Source organism: Cytobacillus firmus NBRC 15306 (assembly GCF_001591465.1).
Lineage (GTDB): Bacteria > Bacillota > Bacilli > Bacillales > Cytobacillaceae > Cytobacillus > Cytobacillus firmus.
Genome location: NZ_BCUY01000060.1, coordinates 1 through 24,090, shown reverse-complemented (window position 1 = coordinate 24,090; position 24,090 = coordinate 1). Strand labels below are relative to the sequence as shown.

General features: G+C 39.6%; 27 protein-coding genes. 17 read left to right on the top strand and 10 right to left on the bottom strand.

Annotated features, from left to right (window positions below; translation table 11 throughout):
• A partial coding sequence (locus BFI01S_RS15595) for an NUDIX hydrolase (RefSeq protein ID WP_061793432.1) occupies window positions 1–313 on the bottom strand: 313 nt, incomplete at its 3' end.
• A 286-nt stretch (window positions 314–599) separates the two neighbouring features.
• On the opposite strand from BFI01S_RS15595, the gene BFI01S_RS15590 reads away from it, so the two are divergent.
• A complete protein-coding gene (locus BFI01S_RS15590) occupies window positions 600–845 on the top strand; it encodes a hypothetical protein (protein WP_061793431.1) in 246 nt (81 codons plus the stop codon).
• A 68-nt stretch (window positions 846–913) separates the two neighbouring features.
• Here the strand turns inward: BFI01S_RS15590 and BFI01S_RS15585 are convergent, their stop codons facing one another.
• Window positions 914–2,422, bottom strand: coding sequence for a glycine betaine uptake BCCT transporter (locus BFI01S_RS15585; RefSeq protein ID WP_061793430.1), 1,509 nt, complete (start codon window positions 2,420–2,422; stop codon window positions 914–916).
• Window positions 2,423–2,546: 124 nt separating this feature from the next.
• On the opposite strand from BFI01S_RS15585, the gene BFI01S_RS15580 reads away from it, so the two are divergent.
• The gene (locus BFI01S_RS15580) at window positions 2,547–3,614 is read left to right on the top strand and encodes a polysaccharide deacetylase family protein (protein ID WP_309229166.1); all 1,068 of its coding nucleotides are present in this window, start codon (window positions 2,547–2,549) and stop codon (window positions 3,612–3,614) included.
• A 57-nt stretch (window positions 3,615–3,671) separates the two neighbouring features.
• Here the strand turns inward: BFI01S_RS15580 and BFI01S_RS15575 are convergent, their stop codons facing one another.
• On the bottom strand, window positions 3,672–4,106 hold the full coding sequence (locus tag BFI01S_RS15575) for a DUF1885 family protein (protein ID WP_172581917.1): 435 nt from the start codon (window positions 4,104–4,106) through the stop codon (window positions 3,672–3,674).
• 175 nt (window positions 4,107–4,281) lie between these two features.
• Between BFI01S_RS15575 and BFI01S_RS15570 the strand changes: the two genes are divergently transcribed.
• On the top strand, window positions 4,282–4,581 hold the full coding sequence (locus BFI01S_RS15570) for a DUF3055 domain-containing protein (RefSeq protein ID WP_061793429.1): 300 nt from the start codon (window positions 4,282–4,284) through the stop codon (window positions 4,579–4,581).
• 218 nt (window positions 4,582–4,799) lie between these two features.
• Complete coding sequence (locus BFI01S_RS15565; RefSeq protein WP_061793428.1) at window positions 4,800–4,928, top strand: GapA-binding peptide SR1P; 129 nt, start codon at window positions 4,800–4,802, stop codon at window positions 4,926–4,928.
• A 47-nt stretch (window positions 4,929–4,975) separates the two neighbouring features.
• Here BFI01S_RS15565 and BFI01S_RS15560 read toward each other — a convergent pair whose 3' ends face one another.
• Window positions 4,976–6,445, bottom strand: coding sequence for an aminotransferase class I/II-fold pyridoxal phosphate-dependent enzyme (locus BFI01S_RS15560; RefSeq protein ID WP_061793427.1), 1,470 nt, complete (start codon window positions 6,443–6,445; stop codon window positions 4,976–4,978).
• Between the two features lie 241 nt (window positions 6,446–6,686).
• Between BFI01S_RS15560 and BFI01S_RS15555 the strand changes: the two genes are divergently transcribed.
• Window positions 6,687–7,646, top strand: coding sequence for an NAD(P)H-dependent flavin oxidoreductase (locus tag BFI01S_RS15555; RefSeq protein ID WP_061793426.1), 960 nt, complete (start codon window positions 6,687–6,689; stop codon window positions 7,644–7,646).
• 42 nt (window positions 7,647–7,688) lie between these two features.
• Window positions 7,689–7,964, top strand: coding sequence for a UPF0223 family protein (locus BFI01S_RS15550; protein WP_061793425.1), 276 nt, complete (start codon window positions 7,689–7,691; stop codon window positions 7,962–7,964).
• A 77-nt stretch (window positions 7,965–8,041) separates the two neighbouring features.
• Here the strand turns inward: BFI01S_RS15550 and BFI01S_RS15545 are convergent, their stop codons facing one another.
• Complete coding sequence (locus BFI01S_RS15545; protein WP_061793424.1) at window positions 8,042–8,662, bottom strand: YktB family protein; 621 nt, start codon at window positions 8,660–8,662, stop codon at window positions 8,042–8,044.
• Between the two features lie 195 nt (window positions 8,663–8,857).
• On the opposite strand from BFI01S_RS15545, the gene BFI01S_RS15540 reads away from it, so the two are divergent.
• From BFI01S_RS15540 to BFI01S_RS15530, 3 genes are all read left to right on the top strand, one after another.
• A complete protein-coding gene (locus BFI01S_RS15540) occupies window positions 8,858–9,052 on the top strand; it encodes a YkzI domain-containing protein (RefSeq protein ID WP_035328635.1) in 195 nt (64 codons plus the stop codon).
• Between the two features lie 251 nt (window positions 9,053–9,303).
• On the top strand, window positions 9,304–10,104 hold the full coding sequence (locus BFI01S_RS15535; protein ID WP_061793423.1) for an inositol monophosphatase family protein: 801 nt from the start codon (window positions 9,304–9,306) through the stop codon (window positions 10,102–10,104).
• A complete protein-coding gene (locus tag BFI01S_RS15530; RefSeq protein WP_061793422.1) occupies window positions 10,091–10,561 on the top strand; it encodes a GNAT family N-acetyltransferase in 471 nt (156 codons plus the stop codon). Before BFI01S_RS15535 ends, BFI01S_RS15530 begins: the two co-directional genes overlap by 14 nt.
• 33 nt (window positions 10,562–10,594) lie before the next feature.
• On the opposite strand, the gene BFI01S_RS15525 is transcribed toward BFI01S_RS15530, so the two are convergent.
• A complete protein-coding gene (locus BFI01S_RS15525; protein WP_061793421.1) occupies window positions 10,595–10,780 on the bottom strand; it encodes a YlaF family protein in 186 nt (61 codons plus the stop codon).
• A gap of 218 nt (window positions 10,781–10,998) precedes the next feature.
• Between BFI01S_RS15525 and typA the strand changes: the two genes are divergently transcribed.
• From typA to BFI01S_RS15510, 3 genes are read left to right on the top strand one after another with little or no spacing between them, the layout of a single operon-like run.
• Window positions 10,999–12,837, top strand: a complete 1,839-nt coding sequence (gene typA / locus BFI01S_RS15520) for a translational GTPase TypA (RefSeq protein ID WP_035328642.1) — start codon at window positions 10,999–11,001, stop codon at window positions 12,835–12,837.
• Window positions 12,838–12,864: 27 nt separating this feature from the next.
• Complete coding sequence (locus BFI01S_RS15515) at window positions 12,865–13,179, top strand: YlaH-like family protein (RefSeq protein ID WP_035328645.1); 315 nt, start codon at window positions 12,865–12,867, stop codon at window positions 13,177–13,179.
• A gap of 15 nt (window positions 13,180–13,194) precedes the next feature.
• The gene (locus BFI01S_RS15510; protein WP_048010621.1) at window positions 13,195–13,485 is read left to right on the top strand and encodes a hypothetical protein; all 291 of its coding nucleotides are present in this window, start codon (window positions 13,195–13,197) and stop codon (window positions 13,483–13,485) included.
• A 64-nt stretch (window positions 13,486–13,549) separates the two neighbouring features.
• On the opposite strand, the gene BFI01S_RS15505 is transcribed toward BFI01S_RS15510, so the two are convergent.
• Window positions 13,550–13,750 carry a YlaI family protein gene (locus tag BFI01S_RS15505; RefSeq protein WP_035328651.1) on the bottom strand — a complete coding sequence of 67 codons (201 nt, stop codon included), beginning with the start codon at window positions 13,748–13,750 and terminating at the stop codon, window positions 13,550–13,552.
• A gap of 236 nt (window positions 13,751–13,986) precedes the next feature.
• Here BFI01S_RS15505 and BFI01S_RS15500 point away from each other — a divergent pair, with 236 nt between their 5' ends.
• Entirely contained in the window at window positions 13,987–14,442 is a 456-nt protein-coding gene (locus BFI01S_RS15500; protein ID WP_061793420.1) for a pyridoxamine 5'-phosphate oxidase family protein, read from the top strand.
• Between the two features lie 78 nt (window positions 14,443–14,520).
• Here BFI01S_RS15500 and BFI01S_RS15495 read toward each other — a convergent pair whose 3' ends face one another.
• Window positions 14,521–15,126 (bottom strand): YhcN/YlaJ family sporulation lipoprotein, encoded by a 606-nt coding sequence (locus BFI01S_RS15495; protein WP_061793433.1) that lies wholly within the window; start codon window positions 15,124–15,126, stop codon window positions 14,521–14,523.
• A 336-nt stretch (window positions 15,127–15,462) separates the two neighbouring features.
• On the opposite strand from BFI01S_RS15495, the gene BFI01S_RS15490 reads away from it, so the two are divergent.
• Window positions 15,463–16,794, top strand: coding sequence for a PhoH family protein (locus BFI01S_RS15490; protein WP_175609154.1), 1,332 nt, complete (start codon window positions 15,463–15,465; stop codon window positions 16,792–16,794).
• An 88-nt stretch (window positions 16,795–16,882) separates the two neighbouring features.
• Here the strand turns inward: BFI01S_RS15490 and BFI01S_RS15485 are convergent, their stop codons facing one another.
• A complete protein-coding gene (locus BFI01S_RS15485; protein ID WP_048010617.1) occupies window positions 16,883–17,380 on the bottom strand; it encodes a molybdopterin-binding protein in 498 nt (165 codons plus the stop codon).
• A 282-nt stretch (window positions 17,381–17,662) separates the two neighbouring features.
• Between BFI01S_RS15485 and BFI01S_RS15480 the strand changes: the two genes are divergently transcribed.
• The 3 genes from BFI01S_RS15480 (at window position 17,663) to pyc (ending at window position 23,026) form a co-directional block, all read left to right on the top strand.
• On the top strand, window positions 17,663–17,944 hold the full coding sequence (locus BFI01S_RS15480) for an Fpa/YlaN family protein (protein ID WP_061793419.1): 282 nt from the start codon (window positions 17,663–17,665) through the stop codon (window positions 17,942–17,944).
• A 259-nt stretch (window positions 17,945–18,203) separates the two neighbouring features.
• Window positions 18,204–19,406, top strand: a complete 1,203-nt coding sequence (locus tag BFI01S_RS15475) for an FtsW/RodA/SpoVE family cell cycle protein (protein ID WP_061793418.1) — start codon at window positions 18,204–18,206, stop codon at window positions 19,404–19,406.
• Between the two features lie 179 nt (window positions 19,407–19,585).
• Complete coding sequence (gene pyc / locus BFI01S_RS15470; RefSeq protein WP_061793417.1) at window positions 19,586–23,026, top strand: pyruvate carboxylase; 3,441 nt, start codon at window positions 19,586–19,588, stop codon at window positions 23,024–23,026.
• Window positions 23,027–23,071: 45 nt separating this feature from the next.
• Here pyc and BFI01S_RS15465 read toward each other — a convergent pair whose 3' ends face one another.
• Complete coding sequence (locus BFI01S_RS15465) at window positions 23,072–24,046, bottom strand: COX15/CtaA family protein (protein ID WP_061793416.1); 975 nt, start codon at window positions 24,044–24,046, stop codon at window positions 23,072–23,074.
• Window positions 24,047–24,090 lie beyond the last annotated feature (44 nt).

The window sequence follows — 24,090 nt, the reverse complement described above, 5'->3', positions numbered from 1 at the left end:
TTATTTCTACTAAAACTTTGTCCTGATAGACCAGCAGGATGGCAGGGCAGTTTTCTACCTTATAATTGCTTAAGTGACTGGCTTCAGCTGCTGTTATTACTTTCATATCTTTAATCAGTTCTGGATAGCTTCTCTTTAATTCGATGATGGCATCATAATAAGATATTTCCTGTTCATATTGTTTATTATCAGTAAAAAAAATAAGCTGCTTAACACTGTCGTCTATCTTCAGCTCTTCTTTTACTTCCTTATGATTGCATGAAGAGGTCACAAGCAAGAGTGCAGTAATCAATAAAAATGGCAGACCTTTCATCCTTTTGCCCTCACTTTATAAAAAATTCCACCTTATTACTTGAACTGACCTAAAACAGGAAAGAAGTCTTGAGAATTTTCCATCATTCTTACAGAAGGTGAGCAATTCATAATAATCTCCTAATAATTATGAGTATTTTATCATATAGCAAATGGAAATATTAGCTTGTCATTCAAATGATACAGAAATGAAAAATAAGAATATCCTTTTCTACATATATTACAAACAGAAGTGTTTCTTTTATAAAAAAAACGGGTAAGGATTAAAAAATTTGGTGGTGGAGTGTATGAAGATTTATACAGCTCTTTTGCTGCAGATGTTAATCTGGAGCGGATATACTTTCATTGAGTGGCTGTCAAAATATGATCAGCTCCTATATAAAGTTATTATGTTTTTTGTTTTTTTCTATTTGGCAATCAATATTGGAAATTGGGTTATTAAGTCAGCAAAAAAAACATTTATGGTTACAGTTATGAGCCTAAGCTTATATGCTTCTTTTCATTTTGCGATGTCCTACATTACACATTGGTAATTGGCAAAGTGGCAAGCAAAAAAAATCGGCACCCATTTACAGGTGCCGATTTTTTTAGTCTTTATCATCTATTTTTTTGGTATGGTTTCTTCTTTAAACGATTTAGCCAGCGATAGCACGATTAAGAGCATTATGACTGTAAAAGGAAGTGCAGCTATAATTGAAGCTCTTTGGAGTGCTTCCAGCCCTCCCGTCCATAAAAGGATGGCTGCAGAGGCTGATTGGATTATGCCCCAAACAAATTTCACTTTGCCCGGAGGGTTCAAGTTTCCGTTTGTCGTCTGCATCCCAAGAACAAAGGTAGCTGAATCTGCAGAAGTTATAAAGAATGTGCTGATCAAGAATATAGCCAATAAACTTAGAACAGTGCTGAAAGGAAAGTTATCAAACACAGTAAACAATGCAACTTCCATTCCCTGCTGGTTGATTGTGTCCATTAAAGGCTTAGCCTCAAAGAATTCAAGGTATATGCCTGTTCCTCCAAAAACTGAGAACCAAAGCGCTCCAAAGAGGGTAGGAACAGCAAGCACGCCAATGACGAATTCTCTTATTGTCCTTCCGCGGGATATTCTGGCTATGAATGTACCGACAAATGGCGCCCAGGCAATCCACCATGCCCAATAAAAAATGGTCCAATCCTGAAACCATGTCAGCTCCTGATCAAAAGGACTAAGCCTGAAGCTCATGGAAGGAAGATTTTGAAGATAAGAGCCAATCGTCGTTGTAAACAGATCCATAATAAAGTTTGTAGGGCCAACAAACAGCAGAAATAGCAATAACGAGATAGCTAAAATAATATTTAAATTACTTAAGTATTTAATTCCTTTGTTTAAACCGGTTTGTGCTGAAACCATAAACAAGATCGTCACAACCACAATAATAATTAATTGAGTGGTGAAATTATTGCCGATGCCGTCAAATGTTTCAGAAAGTCCGCCGGATATTTGAATGGCTCCCAGACCTAGTGATGTCGCAACACCAAAAACAGTAGCAAAGACGGCTATAAAATCAATTAATACTCCAATTGGGCCATCCACTTTGCTCCCTAAAATTGGCCTCAATATGGAGCTGATAACACCCGGTGCACCTTTCCTGAACTGAAAATAAGCGAGTGCAAGCCCAATGACTGTATATATAGCCCATGGATGAAGTCCCCAGTGGAAGAAGGAGTACCTCATGGCAGCTCTAGCGGCTTCCGGTGTCTGCCCGTCAAGAAAAGGCGGTGCATAATAGTGATACATTGGTTCCGCAACTCCCCAAAAAACCAGGCCAATTCCCATCCCTGCACTGAAAAGCATGGCAAACCAGCTTAAGTAGCTATATTCAGGCCTGTCTGCATCCTTTCCCAAACGAATATTTCCGTACTTGCTGAATGCTAATACGATTGAAAAAATTAAAAAGATTGAAGCTGATAAAAGGTAAAACCAGCCGAACTTTTCCAATATGAATCCCTGAACAGATGCTGTAACAGAATCAAGGTTGCCTTTTGGCAGTATGGTCTTCGGAACAAGTCCCCATAAAATAAATATTGCTGTGAATATGACTGAAACCGTAAAAACGGGTGTCAGTTTCTTCATCAAATCCCTCCAGTCTTAATAATATAAACCTAAATAAAATAATTCTGTAAAACTTCCAATCCTAAAAATGCAGGCATTTAATTATCCCGCTTTCCTGACAGTTTTTGCTTGATTTTTTAAGCAATTGGAGCTCAGCAGGGGAGAGCAGCTTCCCGAACAAGGTCTATTAAGTAAAATCGAAAGGATGCAGAGATCCAGACTAATTTCTAAATTTTACTTTAAAATGTTCAAAACGAACCTGTTTCGGGTAAAATCAGTAGGTAATGGTAAGGTTTCTATAGGGGAACTGCTTTTTAGTAAGGCCATGTTACATACTAACACTTATAAAAGTGAGTTTAAAGAAATATGCACTAAGGAGGTCACAATGAGAATAGCTGGGCTTTATATTTGTGTTTTTTTCGTAATAATCCTGACTGCATGTACGGATTTTTCTGCTGATGAAGGTAAGCCATCAGAATTGGAAAAAGAAGAAGAAAATAAATTGGCTGATCATTCTAATGTTCAAGAATCTAAATCGGAAAAGAACCAGACTGATTCTGATGATAAGCCGAAAGAAGAAGAGGTATCCTTGCCGGAACCGCAATACAAGATAAATGAACATAATTGGTCAATAGAGCCAATTAGTCAGGCCAATTCAAAAGTTGTATTACTGACCATTGACGATGCTCCTGATAAAAATGCATTGGAAATGGCCAGGATTTTAAAGAAACTTTCAGCACCTGCAATCTTTTTTGTTAATGGGCATTTCATAGATACCCCGGAAGAAGCTAACGTTTTGAAGGAAATTCATGAACTTGGCTTTGCTATTGGAAATCATACAAACAGTCACCTAAACCTGAAAAGCTTGCCTGAAGAGCAGCAGTATAAAGAGATTGTTGACCTTAATGATCGAGTTGAGGAGATTATTGGAGAGAGGCCAAAATTCTTTCGGGCACCATTCGGGTCTATTACAGACTACAGCAGGAAAATTGCTGAAGCTGAAAGCATGGTGCTCATGAATTGGACATACGGGTATGACTGGGAGAAGGAATATCAGTCAAAAGAAGCTTTAGCAGATATAATGGTTAATTCACCCTATTTATCGAAAGGTGCAAACTTATTGCTGCATGATAGGGAATGGACAAAAGAAGCTTTAGAGGATATTGTGAAGGGCTTAGGAATAAAGGATTTACGCCAGTTGACCCAGTTTTGATCAGCACGGAAACAAAATGAGAACAGCCGCTGCTGTTCTCATTTGTTAAAAATGCGATTATTTTCTTTTATAAAAATACATAACTCTTCCATTGAAAAGATGCAATTCACCTTGAAGTTTTTTAGCGAGGAATTTGCAAAATTCATTTGCTTTGCCTTTATCCCCGAATGTAGCACCTTCCGGCAATGTAACTTGTATGTAAGACTGCTCACGTTCAGAACCGTCTTCATCCTTCACTTTTTCTTGGTCAATGCCAAGCAATATGGTGTTATATCGGTCATGTTGAGAATGCAGGTAAAACCAGGTTCCTTTTGCTTCAGGCTTCTCTTTTATCTCATAAGGAAAAGCGGCGTCATTATATTCCCATTTAATCTGGCTGCCTGTTTTTCCAGTAATATCCCTATAATATAAAAAAAGTTCTTTGAGCTCTTCTGTTGAAATATTTTCCTTAGCTGATGAAGGAACCAGCTTGATAAATGAATTAGCTGCCAACTTCTTTCCCCCCATTATCCCAATAATTATGGTAATGAACATCCTCTTCCATTCTAGCATTAGATAAAATCTTATGACAACTTAAAATAGTGAGGTAAATTTATAATACTTGTCAAAGAGCCTATAATGAATTATAATAATATTCTAAATATTATTATAAATAAGGAGGAATCTTATGGACTTTTTTGAGAAGCTCTATGATGAGCATGAAAACGTGAATGTCCGTTTTGTTGGCTTTACAACGGAGTCAACACGTTATGATTTTGGTATTGTATATACAAACCTCTTCTTTTCCAAGCCTCTGGTTATTTGTATGCAGACAGGCCGCTCAACTCTCCTCGACCCTAAAGATCTCGAAGACATCGAATACTTGCAAAAGGCATTCAAGCTTGATTTATATGAACAGGCTGCAGATTTAAGCGAATTTTTCTTAGAAGCAATCCCGAGTGCCCGTTTTGAAGAACAATACGGCTAAAATAAATATAAAAAAACAGGCCATAATTGGTCTGTTTTTTATATTATGACATACTATTAAAGAAGAGTTTCAATGGTTGATAAGGTGAATGCCAATATAAAACAATAATTATGTTATACAATTAGGCTTGATAAATTAATAATGTTATATTATTATAGACTTAAAGATAAAGCGCTTTCAAATAATATTAAAAACTCAATGAAAAGGAGAATGAAAAGATGGGTACAATCGTATGCCAGGCTTGCAATTCAACTATTGATCACTTTGAGGATGAAAAAGTAACTGTGTTATATTCAAAAAAATGCAATTGCTGTGATGGAGAAAAATCAGAGAAGACAAACAAATAACCGTTGAACATAAAAAGAGCCTTTCCTAAATGGAAGGCTCTTTTGCATTATCTTATGGCTTTGTGCTCTTCAATAACGCGAAGGTATTTGAAATCATAATCCTCCGGCCCTTGAACAGGCAGTCCAGCTTCCATATTTGTTTTTATATAACGCAGGTTTTCTCTTGTAATGATTTCTCCCGGAATAAAAATGGGTATACCAGGAGGATAAACCATAATAAATTCTGCAATTATTCTGCCTTCAGACTCGTCGAATGGTACAAGTTCAGTATCAGCATAAAATGCATCACGAGGTGTAAGTGATAAAACGGGAATATCAGGCAGAAGAACCTGAGTTTCAAGCTTTTCAGTATTCCCTCTGCGTTCACTTGCCAGTTCGGCAAGAGCTGAAACTAAAATATCTGCTTCCCGTTCAGTGTCACCAGGGGTAACAATACAAAGGATATTATATAAATCAGACATTTCTACTTCAATATTATGATGTTCCCGAAGCCAATTCTCTACATCAAAACCATTCAAGCCCAGCTCTTTGACTGAAATAATCAATTTGGTTGGATCGTAGTCATGTGCTGCTTTGGTTTCAAGGATTTCTTCACCGACACAATAGAGCCGGTCAATTTCATTGATGCGGCGGCGAATGGATTGGGCTAAATCAATTGTCTTTTGAATAAGTTCCTTCCCCTCTGTAGCCAGACGTTTTCTGGCAACATCCAGGGAAGCAAGCAATAAATAGGAAGTTGAAGTTGTTGTCAGCATACTTAAAATGGATTGAACCCTTTTGGCCGAAACAAGATTTCCTTTCATATTTAAAATTGAACTTTGCGTCATGGATCCCCCCAGCTTGTGGACAGATGTTGCCGCTAAGTCAGCACCAGCCTGCATGGCGGATAAGGGAAGCTCATCATGGAAATGAATATGCACACCATGGGCTTCATCCACCAGAACAGGAACATTATATGAATGTGCTATTTCGACGATTTTTTTCAAATCTGCTGAAACACCGAAATAAGTAGGATTAATCACTAATACCCCTTTTGCGTCCGGATGCAGTTCCAGGGCTTTCGATACTGATTCAGTTGTAATCCCATGAGATATACCAAGGTTTTCATCAATTTCAGGATGTATAAAGATAGGGGTTGCTCCTGAAAAAACAATAGCAGACATGACTGATTTATGAACATTTCTCGGGACAATAATTTTATCGCCGGGGCCGCAGACAGCCATAACCATAGTCATAATAGCTCCGCTTGTTCCTTGTACTGAGAAGAATGTTCTGTCTGCCCCAAAGGCCTCTGCTGCAAGATCCTGGGCTTCTTTAATAATGCCTTTTGGCTGATGGAGATCATCAAGCGGGCCAATATTGATCAGGTCAATAGCGAGTGCATTATCACCAATATATTCCCTGAATTCCGGATCAATCCCCGCTCCTTTTTTATGGCCGGGTATATGAAACTGTACCGGGTCCTTTTTTGCGTGTGCAAGCAAACCGCTGAATAACGGTGTTTTGTATTGAGACAACTTATTCCCACACCTCTTTAATAATAATATTTCAAAAAGCTCAAGATGATATAAAACATTTGCATTATAGCATTATTCAATACCTTTGCATAGAAAGTTCTATCGCTGATTCATTCTGTTAGAGCCTGCCGTCTCCCAGCAATAGCTTCCACATTTAAGTTTCCGTTTAGTTTTAGAAGTTAACAGGAATTTAAACCATATAAATCGAAATAAAAGTTAGGAAGAAATGGAGGGTACATAAATGAACTGGAATACACGTGTGACAGAATTACTGAAAATTAAATATCCAATTATCCAGGGCGGCCTTGCGCATCTTGCCTATTCAGATTTAGCTGCGGCTGTTTCAAATGCAGGAGGTTTAGGGCAGGTTACCGCCATGTCTCTCAGCAGCCCTGAAAAATTAAGAGAAGAAATTCAAAAGGTTAAGAAATTGACAGATAATCCATTTGGGGTTAATTTTGCTATTGGGCAGCATGGAAGGCCATTCTCTGATTATCTGGATATAGCCATTGAGGAAGAAGTTCCCGTTATCTCTATGACAGGGGGAAATCCTGCACCTATCTTTGATCAATTAAAGGGTGTAAATGTGAAGAAGCTTGTTCTTGTAGCAGCAAAAAGGCAGGCAGTAAAGGCGGAGGAGCTTGGTGCAGACGCAGTGATGGTTGTAGGGCAGGAAGGTGGAGGTCATCTGGGCAGGGATGATATTGGAACCTTCGTACTCGTTCCTCAGGTGGCTGATGCTGTTTCCATCCCTGTGATTGCCTCAGGAGGAATTGGAGACGGCAGGGGGCTGATGGCAGCATTAAGTCTTGGAGCAGAAGGTATTGAGATGGGCACAAGATTTGTCGCAACAAAGGAATGCGTCCATGCTTCTGAATTATATAAAAACCGCTTAGTCGAAGGGACAGAAAATGATACCGCTGTAATAAAAAGAACTTTAGGTTCACCTGCTAGGGTGATTGCCAACTCATGGTCATATAAGATACTCGAAATTGAAAAACAAAACGGCGGCTATGAGCAGTTAAAAGATTACATCAGCGGGAATGCTAATAAGAAATATATTTATGAAGGGAAAGATGATGAAGGTTTTGCATGGGCTGGACAAGTTATGGGATTAATTAAGGATATCCCCTCTGTGGAAGAATTATTCCAGCGGATTATTGCAGAAAGTGAAATGATCAGGGAGAAATGGACTCAATAGTGTAAAAGGCATCAGGATTATCATAAATGAGGTGAATTGATCATGGAATATCAGTACCCAATTGACCAGGACTGGTCAACAGAAGAAATAGTGGATGTTATTAAATATTTTGAAAGCATTGAAATGGCATATGAAAAAGGAATTGAGCGCGAACAATTCATGAATGCATATAGACGCTTCAAGGAAATCGTACCGGGGAAAGCCCAGGAGAAAAACATCTGCGATGACTTTGAAGAACAAAGCGGTTATTCCTCCTACAGGACAGTAAAGTTAGCTAAAGAACGCTTAGCCGGGGACAAAATAAAAATGCAGAAATAGATAGGTAAAAAACACAGCCATCAGCTTGCTGATGGCTGTGTTTTTTTACTGGCAAATTCACGTTCTGCAAATTATGTTTATGCCAATTTGTATAGGGGTAATAAATTTCTAAATACAGAATCAGCTTTTTCGATAAACTGATCAGGTGACATGCGAACAGCATCTTTTCGAGAAATATGATAGCCGCAAAGAATTTCCGCCTTTTTAACATTCTGCAGACGCCGAAACATGGATTTTAGTTCTTCCTTGTCCATTTGCTCATGCAGAACAGCAGCTGGTTTTGTGTGATCGCCGGACCAGACATAATCACTGGGTATTTCTTTATATATCTTGTCCAGGCTGTTCTCAAAAGACTTGCCTGCAGCCATTTTATTCGGTGCTTCATAAATGATGGCAAACCAGATGAATACATGTGTTTCCCATAATCCTATCTGGAAATGCGGAAGCATTTTATACCCTCTCGCATTGCTTGCGAATGCGACCCAAGTATCATTTGGCGGGTTTTTTGTTCTTCTCGCATGTTTGGCAACATGAGCAAACATTTCATCCCCTGACAGGTTTGAAAGTAATGGTGCAAAATGGCGGCCCAATTCTTCTAATTTAGGCCTGATAACAGATTTTAAACTGTCCATTCTTTCATCCAATCCATCTATTGTAAAGACATCGAAATCATCGTTTGAAAAACCGGAAAAAGACATAAGCTGACCTCCTGTGTACTTTGTCAAATATTGTAGCATAACCGGGTATAATCCAAAAACTTAATGCTCTTTAGAATGAATGAAATAAAGTATTAGGTTATCGCACAAATTAGTTGCAACTGAGAATTGTCCTTCATATGATAAAAGTAAAAATAGTCAGAAAACTAAACACTTTTGGAAGGGGTGTACTGTCTAATGAAACAACTAATGAATACAGTGAAAAAGAAAAATGGTGATAGGGAAAGAACAGCTGTTTTAAGACTTGAAATGGACTATGAGCTTGCTACTTTGTTTGATGCCATGTCAGAAAAAAATGAAGACCTTCAAAAACAATCTAAACTAAAGCTGGAAAAAATCAGGCAGGAACTTCTTAGATTAAAAGCACTTTAAGATGAATTGTCAATAAAGGAGAAAAGGCAGATAAAATGCAAATAAGAAGGAAAAATTAGAAACGAACTCCATGATGATATGAGGAGTTCGTTTATTATTTTTGATGAAAAAATCACGGCTGGCCTTCAGTAAATAATTATTCACCCGGAAATGATAACCCCTATCATTGGAGAGTATATAACTTGAAGAACCCTGCTAATTCATTTAAGCTAGTTATATTTTAATGCTATCACTATGCGGAGGGCTGACCCATGACAAATTGGAGTGAGATTCATACATATGCCAAAGCCTTAATTAAAGAGGCGGGCGGGAATATTAAAAATTCTTTCAGCAAGACTCTGACCATAACCACCAAGTCAAATGCGAATGATTTAGTGACAGATATAGATCAGGAAACAGAACAATTCTTCATAAAGAAAATAAATGAAAAATACCCTGATCACCGGATCCTTGGTGAAGAAGGTTTTGGTGATAAGTTAAGCGACCTGGATGGAGTCGTCTGGATTATTGATCCGATTGACGGAACAATGAACTTTGTCCATCAGCAGAGAAACTTTGCCATTTCTGTCGGCATCTATGAAAATGGAAAAGGCAAAATCGGATTAATATATGATGTAGTTCATGACGAGTTATATCATTGCATGAAGGGACATGGTGTATTCATGAATGATTTGGAACTTCCTCCCTTAAAGGAAACGGATGTGTCAAAAGCGATCATTGGATTGAATGCCACATGGGTTACCGAAAATAGAAGGATTGATCCATCACTGCTGGCTCCACTTGTGAGAAATGCAAGGGGAACACGTTCCTACGGTTCAGCGGCAATGGAAATGGCATATATAGCATCCGGGAGAGTTGATGCATACATAACCATGCGTCTGGCTCCATGGGATTTCGCTGCTGGAGTGATTATGATTGAAGAATTGGGAGGAATTGCGACAACCGTTAAAGGTGAGGAGCTGAACTACCTTGAAAACAATTCTGTTTTTGTCTCTAAGCCAGGGCTGCATCAGCAAATTATGAACGAATACTTAAAAAATGGCAATTGGTAACATATCAAGCAGCAAGTTTACAGAGGAAGACCTGCCCTTTTTTATAGAAGTCATTAAGGATAGCACGGACTGGGAAGAAGAAGAAAAATGCGGGAATAACCTGTGCAATTATATGGCCAGGCATCATGAATTAAATGGGGAGTGGAGAATTTGGCGTATTAACGGAGAACGAACAGCCGTCACTTTCCATGTGAATTTATCCCCTTCTAACCGGAAGCCGTGGCTCGGTACGATCCTGGTTAAAAAAGAAATGCGAAGAAAAGGAATCGGAACAGCGGTTATCGAACTGTTGGCCGCTGAATTAAAGAAAAAAGGCGAAAAGTCTTTCTTTGCTGGTGTCCCTGAAAATCGGAACAATTGGATTTACTTTTTATCTGATGCCGGATTTGAGCAGTTTAAGTCGGAGGCTTCCGACGATGGCCGGGAATTTTTAATAATGGTCTGTCCATTAATATGAAAAAAGGCTGCAGCCAACCGCTGCAGCTTTACTTTATAACAAACCTTCTTCTCTCATTTTCTTCTTAGTCTTAAAACCATATCCCATCACAAATACTAAAGCGATGATGGACAGGATAATCCCCAAAATGCTTCTTTCAGCCACCGCAACGCCAATACCCATCATGCATATAGCTGCTCCAATCGCAAAGGCTAATAAAGGCCACTTGATATTCTTCATAATTTCACTCCCAAGAGGATTAATTTAGTTAAATACTGGTGAAAAATATGTAGAGAATATACTGCCCGGCAGTATAATTTATCAGAAATATATCCTTCTCTACATTATTTTACACAAAAAGTTTTTAGGTTTCTATAGTAATTGTGATATAATGTATCAGTTGTGAAAAATGTTGAAAAATGAATTTGATTCAGTTTTGATAAATAGGAGGAAATCTTTTGAAATTAAGAGAAGATATTCGAAATATTGCGATTATAGCCCACGTTGACCATGGTAAAACAACATTGGTTGACGAGCTTTTAAAACAGTCCGGAACTTTCCGTTCAAATGAGCACGTGGAAGAGCGTGCGATGGATTCAAACGATCTAGAAAGAGAACGCGGTATTACGATTTTAGCTAAAAACACTGCAGTTAAATATAAAGATACAAGAATCAACATTCTGGATACACCAGGACATGCCGATTTCGGCGGAGAAGTTGAACGGATCATGAAAATGGTTGACGGCGTATTATTAGTTGTCGATGCATATGAAGGATGTATGCCGCAGACGCGTTTTGTTCTTAAAAAGGCTTTGGAACAAAAACTTACGCCAATCGTTGTTGTAAATAAAATTGACAAACCATCTGCCCGTCCAACAGAAGTTGTTGACGAGGTAATCGATTTGTTCATTGAACTGGGTGCAGATGAAGATCAGCTTGAATTCCCGGTTATTTATGCATCCGCTATTTCGGGAACTTCAAGTGTTACCCCTGACAAGCAGGATGATGACATGCATTCTCTTTATGAAGCAATCATTGAACATATTCCTGGACCGGCTGATAATCGTGAAGAGCCGCTTCAATTCCAGGTGGCACTTCTTGATTACAATGATTATGTGGGGAGAATTGGAATTGGCCGGGTATTCCGGGGGACAATCAAGGTCGGACAGCAGGTTGCTTTAATGAAACTTGATGGCTCTGTTAAGCAATTCCGGGTTACAAAGATCTTTGGTTTCTTCGGACTGAAGCGTGAAGAGATCCAGGAAGCTTATCCTGGAGACCTTATTGCCGTTTCTGGAATGGAAGACATTAATGTCGGGGAAACTGTGTGCCCTGTCGAGCATCAGGAAGCACTTCCTGTTCTAAGGATTGATGAACCAACTCTGCAAATGACTTTCCTTGTTAACAACAGTCCATTCGCGGGAAGAGAAGGCAAATATATTACTTCAAGAAAAGTTGAAGAAAGACTTCGTGCACAGCTTGAGACGGACGTAAGTCTTCGTGTTGAAAATACAGATTCACCTGACGCCTGGGTTGTATCCGGACGTGGGGAATTGCATTTATCGATCCTGATTGAAAATATGCGCCGTGAAGGTTTTGAACTGCAGGTTTCTAAGCCTGAAGTAATTATTAGAGAAATTGACGGTGTTCGCTGTGAACCGGTAGAGCGTGTTCAAATCGATGTGCCGGAAGATAATACTGGCTCAATTATTGAATCTATGGGTACCCGTAAAGGTGAAATGCTTGATATGGTCAATAACGGCAATGGTCAAGTAAGACTGACATTCAATGTCCCTGCCCGCGGACTGATTGGCTACTCCACCGAATTTATGACGCTAACCCGTGGCTATGGTATTATCAACCACACATTTGACAGCTACCAGCCTGAAATTAAAGGTCAAATCGGCGGACGCAGCAAAGGTGTCCTAGTGTCTATGGAAAGCGGCAAGTCATCCACATACGGAATTATGCAAGTTGAGGACCGAGGAACAATTTTCGTTGAGCCGGGTACTGAAATCTATGAAGGCATGATTGTAGGAGAGCATACTCGTGAAAATGATCTTACAGTCAACATCACTAAAGTGAAGCATGCGACAAACATCCGTTCTGCTAATAAGGATCAGACGAATGTAATTAAAAAGCCGCGTATTATGACACTAGAAGAAGCTCTGGAATACTTGAATGATGATGAGCTGCTTGAAGTAACACCTGAGTCAATCAGACTGAGAAAGAAACTTCTTGATAAGAATGAAAGAGAAAGAATGGCCAAGAAGAAGAAATACGCTGAAACTAACTAAGACTAAGAAGGGGGAGGAGATAAGGATATGGATGTATCACAGCGCCTGTCTTTTTTTGCTGCTTTGTTCAAAGTCGATGAGAATCCCACAACTGGAATGTGGCTTCTTTATATAACAATTGTTCTGCTGTCAATATTGGTATTTAAATTAGGGTTTGCCAAGAAACTCCCAATTTTAAAATCAGCTATGATATACACTTTCTTGATTTTAGGCTGTACGATGCTAACATTTCTTGGAGTATTCCTTCCTGTAGCAGAAGGTCTTGTTGTGGCTGCATTAATCTTAATCATTTACAAAATCCGCCTTAACCAGGAAAAGAAGGAACAGGCAAAGGCGGAATAACAGGGAGATGCTGGGATGAAGTCTTTGCAGGATTCACTGTATAACTGGCTGACGATAAAAATTGTCTGTGAGGATCGTCCGGATGACACAGCAGCAGCAGACACTGAAAGAATGTTCTTTGAGATTCTGTCGGAAGAGCATAATATTTCCGATATTCACTTTGAAAAAGATGATGTAATGTATTATGTGCAATACACAAAGGGGGAAGAACGGAATAAGAGCCGTTTTCCCTGTGAATTGATAGAAGTAATGCTTAAACAGATTCAAAGTGAACCTGAAAAATATGTAAATTATCCGGAGGATTAAAAGAAGCCGCCCCAGACAAAATGTTTGGGGCGGCTTTTTTGCTGTTCATGGAATGGTGTGCAGTTCACCATTCTTCCTCCTGAACTTTGCTCCGATATAGCTTAAAGTTTCCAGTATCAGCTCTTTTTTGTGTTTTTTCTGTAATTCTTGTTTCGCATGGTCTGCACATATATGTGTGAATCGGGCGGTTGCGAAGGCGTTTAGCCTGTAAGGACTCGTTTTCAATGGATTCAATTTTATCACATAGTACACATTTTACTCGCATGGGACACCTCATATTGTTTTAACTGTTGTTATTACCATTATAGTACAAGTTAAGGTTTGATTCGAATGCTTTGCGGCAAAATAATTTTTTTAGGGTCATCCCGTATCGGGTTTCATATGTTAGTTTATATTAGTATAGAAAGCGCTGCAGGTTAAATCCAACTTGAAGAAGAGATGTTATAAGTTGAAAGAAAAGCGTTATCATACTATGATGAAATTAATAAAGGAGGGAAAAGAATGGCAAATCAGGTAGAACCGAAATTAATCAAACCATTATATGATGAATTGCAAAAGGAACGTTTCGTCACACTTGCCACTATTGACTTTGAAACTGGCGGACCAAATGTCAATGCGATTTCATGGATACTGGCAAAAGATGACGAAACATTATTTTTTGCAGTTGATAACCGTTCGAGAATTGTTCAAAACATTAATAGCAATAACAAAGTTGTTCTGAATATTATCGCGAATGAATCTACATACTCCATCGCAGGTGAAGCATCGCTTAAGGCTGAAAAGATGGAAGGCGTACCTTTAAAGCTCGCGCTTATGTCCATCGCTGTGAAGGAAGTCCGTGATGTCATGTTTTACGGGTCTAAAATCACTGTCGAACCTGAATATGACAAAACATACGATAAAGACGCCGCAGCCCGTTTGGACAAACAGGTAATGGAGGCAATGAAAAAAGCTTAGTTCCCCAGGGAACTAAGCTTTTGTTGTTCTTACAGCCTTTTTACCGCTAAATAATAAATGCCATCGGTGGTGACACTTTTACTTATAATAATTCGATTGTTTTTCCTGTTTGTGTTCAAGCTGTTTTTCCTGATCATTGTTGAGTTTTTTCTTTGGATCTTCGGTTTCGTTTTTCTCGTTTTCCTTTTTAGGATCAACCAGGTCGGCTGGGACTTCAGGCATTAGCCGGCCAGCGATATCTGCCAATTCATTCATGATCCCCTGCAGGGGCTCTCCGTTTTGAATGTCAGCGGCTATTTCACGAAGCCTGGCGTTAATATCCGGATCAGCCACTACAATCGCTCTTGCACCATGAGGATCATTTTTAAGGGTTTCGGCAACTGAATATTTGATTGATCCGACCTCAGAACGGTCGAGATTTTTATTTACATCTACTCCAACTACTGCAAAGCGTCCGAGTACAACTGCTGTTGCATCATTGACATTGGGAACTCGGACAGCCAAATTGACAAGATGCCTGGAAACCTGCTGTCCAGTCTCCCTGTCAACTTCCTGTATTGTACTATTTTTAACATTTACGGTGTTGCTGCTTTTCTGTTCCTGATGGTCTTGGGCCTGATTGTTGTTCATGCCGCATCCTGTTAATAGTAATCCTGTCATCCATAACAGCAGCCATTTATTCATATTTGACACCTCCGGGACATCAAAATTTCCTGAAAATGAAAGCTTGGATTTTTTCAGGTTCAGCAATATTGAGGATTGTTTAATGTTATTGTGCAAAATTTCTTCTATCTTTATTCGGCATTACATATATTTTTACCAAGATAGATTTGTCCACTTCATAAGAAAGCCTTTCTTCCTAATTAATCAACATCTTTCGAAGGCTGAATAATATAAAACAACAGGATTATAATCCATCAGGAATGAAGGTGATCTTTTTCATGAAACTGCAAATCTGCATGCAGGGGACCTCGCTTTTGTAATTTGCTTTATCAAGACACAAGAGGAGCAGGAGGCATCATATTGAGTAAAATTTACGTATTAGATACCAATGTCTTGTTGCAGGATCCTAATTCCATATTTTCATTTGAAGATAATGAAGTAGTTATTCCGGCTGTAGTTCTGGAAGAGGTCGATTCTAAGAAAAGGTATATGGATGAAATTGGGAGGAACGCAAGGCAAGTATCCCGGCTGATTGACAGCATGAGGGAGACAGGTAAGCTCCATGAGAAAATACCTCTTGAAAATGGCGGAAGCCTGCGAATTGAGTTAAATCATAGATCATTTCATGAACTTCAGGAGATCTTTGTAGAAAAAACGAATGATAATCGGATTTTGGCAGTTGCAAAAAACTTATCCTTGGAAGAAGAGACAAAAGAAAATGGACGAACGGTAATCCTGGTAAGCAAAGACGCCCTTGTCAGAGTTAAAGCGGATGCTATCGGGCTAATTTCAGAGGACTTCTTAAGTGATCGTGTAGTTGAAAATGATCATTTATATCCCGGGTTTCTGGAGGTATATATAGGTCTCGATATTATGAACCGTTTCTATGAAAAAGGAGAACTGCCGCTATCTGAAATTGCAAATCATCCTTTCTATCCGAATCAGTTTCTGGTGATGAAAGATGCGCTTGGTTCATCATCGTCTGCACTTGGTATTGTGGACAAAAGTGGAAAGAAAGTGAAAAAACTCATTTTTGATCATGACCATATATGGGGGATCAAGCCCAGGAACGTGCAGCAGACAATGGCTCTTGAGCTGTTGCTGAGAAACGACCTGCCGCTTGTTACGCTTATCGGCAAGGCGGGTACTGGAAAAACTCTTTTGGCGCTGGCATCCGGCTTAATGCAGACAGAAGATTATGGCCAGTACAAAAAATTGCTTGTCGCCCGCCCCATTGTGCCTGTAGGCAAGGATTTGGGATTTCTTCCGGGTGAAAAAGAGGAAAAGTTAAGACCGTGGATGCAGCCGATTTTCGATAATCTGGAGTACCTGTTTAATGTCAAAAAGCCAGGTGAATTGGACGCCATATTAGCAGGTATGGGCTCGATTGAGGTGGAGGCCCTGACATATATCAGAGGCAGAAGCATACCGGATCAATTCATTATTATTGATGAAGCTCAGAACCTGACGAAGCATGAAGTAAAAACCATATTAACCAGGGTAGGGGAAGGGAGTAAAATTGTCCTGATGGGAGATCCCGAGCAGATTGACCATCCCTACCTGGATGCTTATAACAACGGTCTCACCTATGTCGTGGAAAGATTTAAAGATCAGGTTATCTCAGGTCATGTCAAACTTGTTAAAGGTGAGAGATCTGGCTTGGCCCAGCTTGCTGCTGATCTGTTATAGCCTGCATGACAGAAGTTTGTGAATCTGAGGTTTTCATGCCGGGGAAGAGACTGCGAAGAAAAAGGGCGATGCAAATCGCCCTCTCCGGTCATTCCACTCTAAATGCTTTCACTCTTTTTATGGGGGAATTATAGTTGCTGCCATCCCCAAGATAGGCATGAACTGGCCCATCCTCTTTTAACGGTTTTCCATCCTTTGAGAACCCCAATATTAATTCCTCGGCTTCAGATAGTGTCAATCTGGTTTCACCATCTTCACTCTCAATAACAACGATTTCTGCGCTCTCATCCGGCTCTGCATTCATTAGGAATGGTTTAAAAGGTATACCGAATGTGCCTGTCAGGACCTTTTCTTTTTCAAATTTCTTTTCTGTTTTAAGTGTTGGAGGAAAAACTGCGCCTTCCATGATTTCTCTATCCCAATGCTTTGAGACTGCTTTAGTATATTCCTCAAGTTCGTTTTTTCTGATATTTTCATGCATAAAGTATGTTGTCAAATCCAACCTTCGGTCATCAAATATCCAGACTCCCGGATCTAAGGTGATTTGATATTTTACGTTTCCTTTGAAAGCAATAATATTTTCCATATTGAACCTCCTGGCAGCAGCTTTTATTCTAAATATATGTATGATTTAAGTATACAGATTTTTAAGGCGCTTGTCATACAGGCCCAAGTGCTAATTGGTTAAAGTCGCTAAATGAACAGAACGAATTAATGATTGATGAATTGATGACATGCCTTATTAGTGGGTTATGAATTGATGCCGGAATCATTTCTCTATCGAATCCCTTATAATCCTTGCTTTTTTCCATGCTTAAGTATAAAATTTATAGATAGGATAATCGCTCGGAAATGGAGGGATTGAAAGTTGGCTTCTGATATGATTATTGATCACAAAGAAAAAGCAAATGCCCTTTTAAAGGCAGATGCTGCTAAAATATTAAAGTTAATAAAGGTGCAAATGGATAATCTAACCATGCCTCAATGCCCTCTATATGAGGAAGTTCTTGATACCCAGATGTTTGGCTTATCCAGAGAAATAGATTTTGCTGTCCGTCTTGGATTAATTGAAGAGACTGAAGGCAAGGCTATTTTAGATGAATTGGAAAGGGAGCTGTCCATGCTCCACGAAGCTTCAGTAAAAAAATAAAAATAAAAGACTCAAACATCTTCCCAAAGATTGTTTGAGTTTTTTTATAACCGTATTATGTTAAAAATAGGAATTAGTATATCTAAAAGAAAAGAATAGTTAATATTGTATAACTTAATTTAAAAATAGTATAACATAATTATAGAATTATTTTCTTTGCTGTGTTACATTTAAATTAACTTTTCTTTTCTTCAAAGCAGGATATTCAATACTATAGTAGAATAAGTAATAAACTTAGAAGATAAGGGAAGAGGGCTGGATGTTTAAAAAAATATTAAAATCATATGATTATACCCTGATAATAGCTGTAGCCCTGTTATCTGTTTTTGGACTCATTATGGTTTTCAGTGCAAGCATGGTAACTGCTGTGCAGATTTATGATCAGGATAGCGACTTTTTTTATAATAAGCAAAAGCTTAATTTAATTTTCTCAGGCATTGTTTTCGTTTTTGTCGCTCTATTTCCATACAAAGCTATGCAAAGCAACAAATTTCTTGTTCCCATGGTGTTTCTTTCATTATTCGGCCTGATTGCGTTATTTATCTTTGGAAAAGTAGCGGGTGGGGCTATGAGCTGGTTTGAAATAGGCAAAAGAAGCCTTCAGCCTGCAGAGTTTGTCAAGCTTTCAGTCATTATATATTTGGCTGCTGTCTATGCAAAGAAGCAGCCCTATATTAATGAATTTAACAAAGGGGTTCTTCCCCCGCTAGCTTATCTGATTCTTGCCGTAATCCTGGTTGCCGTACAGCCTGATTTTGGTTCAGCCATGATCATATTGCTTGTGGCTGGAGCTGTGATCTTTACATCAGGCATGAATTTTAGGAACATATTTAAATTAGGGCTTTTCGGCGTATTGCTGGCTGCTCCTTTTATCCTTCTGTTAAAAGATAAGATTTTTGCGCCTTATCGAATGGGGAGGGTAGAAGCATTTAGAGATCCCTTTGGATCGGAGTTCGGATATCAGCTTTCGAATTCCTATATTGCCCTCGGGGCAGGCGGGTTAAAAGGGCTGGGTCTTGGCGAGAGTATTCAAAAACTTGGATATCTTCCTGAAGCCCATACAGACTTCATTATGGCCGTAATTGCTGAGGAACTTGGGGCATTTGGAGTAGGTTTCGTCATTTTGCTTCTCGGGTACATTGTACTGAGGGGCATCTTTATCAGTTTAAAGTGTAAAGATGCTTTTGGCAGCTTGCTTGCTATCGGGATTTCCGCCATGATAGGAATTCAGGCGTTCATTAATCTTGCGGGAATTTCGGGCGTTATGCCGCTCACTGGTGTAACACTTCCTTTCATAAGCTATGGAGGGTCATCCCTGCTTCAGCTTTCCATTGCAATGGGAATTCTAGTAAATGTCTCTATGTTCGTCAATTATGAAAAGAAATACAAAAATAAATATGAAGAGACAAACCCTGAATCCATGGAAATGGCTTCCGAAAAAACATTTTCCATTCATAAATAAGCACAGATAACTTCAAAGTGCTTTATTTATATATTAATCAGCAGATGCTGATTACATAATTGCTTCCATCAGGGGCAGCCAATCAAAGTTATTATGGCCGGTTAGCGGAATACCCGCCCGGCCTAAACTTAGATTTGGCAGAATATTGCCAAAAAATACATAAAGACGGGGTGTTTTGTTTGAGCAGAAGAATTAACAAGGTATTAGTAGCCAACAGAGGAGAAATTGCCATTCGTGTATTCCGCGCCTGCACGGAGCTGGATATTCGCACGGTAGCTATCTATTCGAAAGAAGATTCCGGTTCTTACCACCGATATAAAGCGGATGAAGCTTATCTGGTAGGGGAGGGCAAAAAACCGATTGATGCTTATCTTGATATTGAAGGAATCATTGATATAGCAAAAACCAGTGATGTTGATGCCGTTCATCCGGGCTACGGCTTTCTATCTGAAAATATTGAATTCGCAAAACGGTGCGAGGAAGAAGGCATCATATTTATCGGTCCTACTTCAAAGCATCTGGATATGTTTGGTGATAAAGTTAAGGCAAGAACTCAAGCCCAGCTTGCTGAAATTCCGGTTATACCTGGCAGTGATGGTCCAGTAGAAAGCCTTGACGAAGTGATTAGCTTTGGCAAAAATCATGGCTTCCCAATTATCATTAAAGCCTCACTGGGCGGCGGCGGAAGAGGCATGCGCATCGTAAGGAACCTTGAAGAAGTAAAGGAATCATATGAGCGTGCCAAATCAGAGGCAAAAGCAGCTTTTGGGAATGATGAGGTTTATGTTGAAAGATTCATAGAAAGACCAAAGCATATCGAAGTTCAAATCATCGGTGACCATGTAGGAAATATTGTTCACCTGTATGAAAGAGATTGTTCAGTCCAAAGGCGCCACCAGAAGGTTGTTGAAGTTGCACCTTGCGTCTCCCTCCCGGAGAATTTGAGAGACGAGATTTGCCAGGCTGCTGTCAACCTGATGAAGAATGTAGATTATTTAAATGCAGGAACCGTGGAATTCCTGGTTTCAGGTGATCAGTTTTATTTCATAGAAGTAAATCCGCGTGTGCAAGTTGAGCATACGATCACTGAAATGGTAACAGGTGTTGATATTGTACAAACGCAAATCATGGTGGCTGAAGGCTACTCGCTGCACAGCAAAGAAGTTGGTGTTCCAAAACAGGAAGATATTCATGTACATGGCTATGCCATTCAATCCCGTGTAACAACAGAGGACCCTTTAAATAATTTTATGCCCGATACTGGCAGGTTAATGGCATACAGATCAGGCGGCGGTTTCGGCGTGAGGCTTGATGCCGGAAATGGTTTTCAGGGGGCAGTAATCACACCTTATTATGATTCCCTGCTTGTTAAACTCTCAACGCATGCAATGACTTTCCAGCAGGCAGCATCAAAAATGGTGAGGAACCTTCAGGAATTTCGTATCAGGGGTATTAAAACAAATATTCCTTTCCTTGAGAATGTTGTAAAACATGAGAAATTCTTAATAGGTGAGTATGATACATCATTTATTGATGAAACTCCAGAGCTATTCTTATTCCCGAAAAAGAAAGACCGCGGGACGAAGATGCTGAATTATATCGGGAATGTAACAGTAAATGGATTTCCGGGAATTGAAAAAAAGAAGCGTCCGGTATTTGAAGAGCCTCGAGTGCCGAGATTAAAATACAGTACAGATTACCAGGATGGGACAAAGCAAATTTTAGATAATCAAGGTCCTGAAGGGCTTGTTAAATGGATTAAAGAACAAAGAGAAGTCCTGATCACGGATACTACCTTCCGTGATGCGCATCAATCTCTGCTCGCGACGCGGGTTAGAACTAACGACCTGAAGCATATAGCAGAGCCGACAGCAAAATTGCTTCCGGATATGTTTTCGTTTGAGATGTGGGGCGGTGCAACTTTTGATGTTGCTTACAGATTCCTGAAAGAAGATCCTTGGGATAGATTACTGACGTTGCGGGAAAAAATGCCAAATGTTTTATTCCAGATGCTGCTTCGTGCTTCGAATGCAGTCGGATATAAAAACTACCCGGATAATGTAATAAGAGAGTTCGTAGAAAAATCAGCCTATGCTGGCATCGATGTATTCCGGATTTTCGATAGCCTTAACTGGGTTAAAGGGATGGAAGTCGCAATCGATGCTGTGCGCCAGACAGGAAAAATTGCTGAAGCCGCTATGTGCTATACAGGTGATATTCTGGATCCTGCCAGAACGAAGTACAATCTTAAATACTATAAAGACTTGGCAAAGGAACTGGAAAATCAGGGAGCTCATATACTGGCCATCAAAGATATGGCTGGTTTATTGAAGCCGCAATCAGCATACACTCTTATTTCTGAATTGAAAGAAACTGTTGACATTCCAATTCATCTTCATACTCATGATACAAGCGGTAATGGAATTTACACATATGCAAAGGCTATTGAAGCTGGAGTGGATATTGTGGATACGGCCCTGAGCACAATGGCAGGCTTAACATCCCAGCCAAGTGCTAACTCTTTATATTACGCGCTGCAGGGAAATGACAGGCAGCCCAAAATTGATATACAGTCGCTCGAGCAATTATCTTACTATTGGGAAGATGTGCGCAAATATTACCAGGACTTTGAAAGCGGGATGAAAGCTCCTCATTCAGAAGTCTATCAGCATGAGATGCCTGGCGGACAATACAGTAATCTTCAGCAGCAGGCTAAAGCAGTTGGCCTTGGGGATAAGTGGGATGAAGTTAAGGACATGTATTCCCGTGTGAACCAAATGTTTGGTGATATTGTTAAAGTTACACCTTCATCCAAGGTAGTTGGTGATATGGCGTTGTTTATGGTCCAGAATCAGCTGACAGAACAGGATGTTTTGAATAAAGGAAAATCTTTGGATTTTCCAGACTCAGTTGTTGAGCTTTTTGAAGGCTACCTCGGGCAGCCGTATGGTGGATTCCCGGCTGAACTGCAAAAGGTTATATTGAAAGACAGGGAGCCAATCACAGTCCGACCGGGAGAGCTTCTTGAAGATGTAGACTTCGATGCTTTAAAAGAAAAACTTTTCAAAGAATTAGGCAGACAGGTTACAAGCTTTGAAGCAATTGCCTATGCACTATATCCAAAAGTATTTATGGATTATATTAAGACCTGCGATCAATTTGGTGATATTTCTGTTCTTGATACCCCTACATTCCTCTATGGTCTAAGACTTGGTGAAGAAGTGGAAATTGAAATTGAAACAGGTAAAACATTAATAGTTAAATTGGTTTCGATAGGGCAGCCTCAAGCTGACGGCACAAGAATTGTGTATTTCGAGCTAAATGGCCAGCCTCGGGAAGTAAGCATAAAAGATGAAAGCATAAAAGCTACAGCAGCAGCCAAGGCAAAAGCTGATCCGCATAATGAAAGCCATATTGCAGCCAGCATGCCGGGAACTGTTATCAAGTTACTTGTAGAAAAAGGTGAAAAAGTCGAAAAAGGCGATCACTTAATGATTACAGAGGCTATGAAGATGGAAACCACAGTACAGGCACCATTCTCTGGAACTGTGAAGGATATTTTCGTCTCGAATGGTGAAGCCATTCAAACTGGAGACCTGCTGATAGAGTTGTCAAAATAAAAGAAAGAGCTTCGGCAAATGCCGAAGCTCTTTCTTTTATTGCATTTATGGTATGGAAGTAATGGAGGGGATAGCAGATTCATCATTTTTCTCTTTTTCCATAACTGAAACAGCAAGCTCATTTTTTCTGCTTCGTGAAGACAGGAGGATAAAATAGCTTAATACTCCAAATAAGCAGGAAATAAAGAAGGCGTGTGCAAGAGCTATATACAAGTTAAGTCTGGTTAAAACAACCAATGCTCCAGCGGCAACCTGGAGTGATACTAAGATAAATGAAATAATCCAGCCCCAGTAAATTACCTTCTGGTCCTTGTAATGTTTAATAGCCAGATAGGTAATGTAACCAATCCATATGAAAATTAAGCCCGCGGCAGCCCGGTGCCCCATTTGCACCCATTCGTACATATTAGCGGGAAGTGCGAAAGATCCATTTATACAAAGCGGCCAGTCACGGCATACAAGGCTGGCATTTACATGACGCACAAGTGCGCCGGTGTAAACAACAGCATAGCTGTATAAAGAAACTCCAATAATATGTTTCCTCATTCTTTTATCGATAATAAGCTTTTCTGCCTCGAATTTTTTATCAACTTCAAAAATAAGCAAAGTCAGAAGCAGTACAGCAGCAAATGATATTAAAGATATCCCGAAATGAAGGGCGAGCACAAAATCAGATTGCCCCCAGACTACTGCGGCAGCGCCAATTAAAGCCTGCAGGATTAGGAAAAAAAGCGAAGTCAGCGCTAAAAACTTTGTCTCTCTAATATGTCCTATTTTTCTCCATGTCCAAATCGATAATATAAGAACCATAAATCCGATACCGCCTGAAACCAGTCTATGTGCCAGTTCGATAATCAGTTCAGGAGTAATATCGGTGGGAACTAGCTCGCCATTGCAAAGCGGCCACGATTTCCCGCACCCCATACCTGATTCCGTTTTCGTTACAAGGGCACCGCCCAGCAAAACCAAAAGCATGCCGATTGATGTAAGAACAGCAAGCCATTTTAAAGATCGTTGCAAAGCCTTTCACCTTCTTTAAATATTCTAGGTTTAATAATAGTGTC

Coding starts and splice junctions, on each gene's coding strand:
- BFI01S_RS15550 (WP_061793425.1), top strand. CDS start 7,689: ATGGAATATCAGTACCCAATTGACCAGGACTGGTCAACAGAAGAAATA.
- BFI01S_RS15510 (WP_048010621.1), top strand. CDS start 13,195: ATGAAGTCTTTGCAGGATTCACTGTATAACTGGCTGACGATAAAAATT.
- BFI01S_RS15475 (WP_061793418.1), top strand. CDS start 18,204: ATGTTTAAAAAAATATTAAAATCATATGATTATACCCTGATAATAGCT.
- BFI01S_RS15485 (WP_048010617.1), bottom strand. CDS start 17,380: ATGGAAAATATTATTGCTTTCAAAGGAAACGTAAAATATCAAATCACC.
- BFI01S_RS15590 (WP_061793431.1), top strand. CDS start 600: ATGAAGATTTATACAGCTCTTTTGCTGCAGATGTTAATCTGGAGCGGA.
- BFI01S_RS15495 (WP_061793433.1), bottom strand. CDS start 15,126: ATGAATAAATGGCTGCTGTTATGGATGACAGGATTACTATTAACAGGA.
- BFI01S_RS15545 (WP_061793424.1), bottom strand. CDS start 8,662: ATGTCTTTTTCCGGTTTTTCAAACGATGATTTCGATGTCTTTACAATA.
- BFI01S_RS15505 (WP_035328651.1), bottom strand. CDS start 13,750: ATGCGAGTAAAATGTGTACTATGTGATAAAATTGAATCCATTGAAAAC.
- BFI01S_RS15585 (WP_061793430.1), bottom strand. CDS start 2,422: ATGAAGAAACTGACACCCGTTTTTACGGTTTCAGTCATATTCACAGCA.
- BFI01S_RS15570 (WP_061793429.1), top strand. CDS start 4,282: ATGGACTTTTTTGAGAAGCTCTATGATGAGCATGAAAACGTGAATGTC.
- BFI01S_RS15540 (WP_035328635.1), top strand. CDS start 8,858: ATGAAACAACTAATGAATACAGTGAAAAAGAAAAATGGTGATAGGGAA.
- BFI01S_RS15555 (WP_061793426.1), top strand. CDS start 6,687: ATGAACTGGAATACACGTGTGACAGAATTACTGAAAATTAAATATCCA.
- BFI01S_RS15565 (WP_061793428.1), top strand. CDS start 4,800: ATGGGTACAATCGTATGCCAGGCTTGCAATTCAACTATTGATCACTTT.
- BFI01S_RS15525 (WP_061793421.1), bottom strand. CDS start 10,780: ATGAAGAATATCAAGTGGCCTTTATTAGCCTTTGCGATTGGAGCAGCT.
- BFI01S_RS15500 (WP_061793420.1), top strand. CDS start 13,987: ATGGCAAATCAGGTAGAACCGAAATTAATCAAACCATTATATGATGAA.
- BFI01S_RS15530 (WP_061793422.1), top strand. CDS start 10,091: ATGGCAATTGGTAACATATCAAGCAGCAAGTTTACAGAGGAAGACCTG.
- BFI01S_RS15515 (WP_035328645.1), top strand. CDS start 12,865: ATGGATGTATCACAGCGCCTGTCTTTTTTTGCTGCTTTGTTCAAAGTC.
- BFI01S_RS15535 (WP_061793423.1), top strand. CDS start 9,304: ATGACAAATTGGAGTGAGATTCATACATATGCCAAAGCCTTAATTAAA.